General features: G+C 54.6%; 1 protein-coding gene. It reads left to right on the top strand.

What is annotated here, in order from left to right; genetic code table 11:
* The coding region (locus AZ66_RS29070) for an amino acid adenylation domain-containing protein (RefSeq protein ID WP_044358113.1) at positions 1-1,510 on the top strand (1,510 nt) is incomplete at both ends.

The following is a 1,510-nucleotide window of genomic DNA, read 5'->3' as shown; positions in this document are numbered from 1 at the left end:
TGACATACCGGGAACTGGACGAACAGGCGAGCCGATTGGCACGAACGCTGAGAAGGCAGGGCGTGCAGCCAGATGGAATTGTGGGGCTAATGGCGGAACGCTCGCTCGAAATGATTGTAGGCATCTTGGGTGTATTGAAAGCTGGAGGCGCGTTCTTGCCGATTGATCCGGAGCATCCGGAAGAACGGATCCGCTATATGCTGGAAGATTCGGGTGCCTCGCTGCTGCTTGTTCAGCCGCATTTGAAAGAACAGCTCGAGACGAGGGACGGACAAGCCGCTGGACGAATGGAAACTTATTCGAGCCAACTGGTGGAACTGCGTCTGGATAGTTTGGATGACAGTGATTGGGATGACAGTGAATGCGTTAGCAGATGGGAAGGCGAGCGTGAAGCAGCTGCAGCCGAACTATCGCAGGTAGCGACAGAATCAGAAGCGAGCTCTCAACATCTTGCGTACGTCATCTATACGTCGGGGTCGACCGGAAAACCGAAAGGGGTAATGATCGAGCATCATTCCCTGGTCAATTTGAGCGTATGGCATCAACGATTCTACGGGGTGACAGAAGCGGATCGCAGCGCGAAATATGCGTCTGGGGCATTCGACGCTTCGGTGTGGGAACTGTTCCCGTACCTGATATCAGGTGCGAGCGTTTATATTATCCCAGAAGAAATCCGGTTGGATATTCACGCGCTGAACGACTATTACCACGACAACGGAATTACGATTACGTGGCTGCCGCCGCAAATGCACGAGCTGTTGTTGGAGCTGGAGAATCGCAGTTTGCGTTTGCTGCTGACCGGCTCGGATAAGGTCAAGGGGTATAAGCCGGTGAATTATGAGGTATGGAATACGTACGGGCCGACGGAAAGCACCGTCATTTGTACGGCGTACCGCATAGAAGGAGAGGAAGCGAACATTCCGATTGGAAAACCGCTGTCCAATACGCGGATGTACGTACTGGACGAGAATCGGAGGCCGCAACCGATTGGCGTGCCAGGAGAGCTGTATATTGCCGGAGTAGGATTGGCACGAGGCTATCTGAAGCGTCCGGAGCTGACGGCGGAGAAATTTGTGGACGATCCGTTCGTGCCTGGGGAACGCATGTATCGCACGGGGGATGTGGGAAGATGGCTTTCAGACGGAAACATGGAATACTGGGGTCGGATTGATCATCAGGTAAAAATTCGTGGGTACCGGATTGAAACGGGCGAAATCGAGAATCAGTTGATGCGGCACGAGCGAGTTAAAGAAACGATTGTCATCGCTCGTGAGGATGCACACGGCGATCCGTACTTGTGCGCCTACGTTGTGGCGAAAGGAACATGGGAAGCGGCAGAACTGCGCCAATGGCTGGGACGGCAGCTTCCAAGCTATATGATTCCGCCGTTCTTCGTGCAACTGGAGCGTCTGCCGTTGACGCCGAACGGGAAGATCGATCGCCGAGCGCTGCCGGAGCCGGAAGGACATGCGATGGTTGGCGTGGAGTATGTGGCGCCCCGTACGGAGTT

The sequence above is a fragment of the Paenibacillus sp. E194 genome, assembly GCF_000935845.1.
GTDB classification, from domain to species: domain Bacteria; phylum Bacillota; class Bacilli; order Paenibacillales; family Paenibacillaceae; genus Paenibacillus_B; species Paenibacillus_B alvei_B.
Note: the sequence above shows the minus strand (reverse complement) of the source record. Positions and strands in the feature narration are given on the sequence as shown.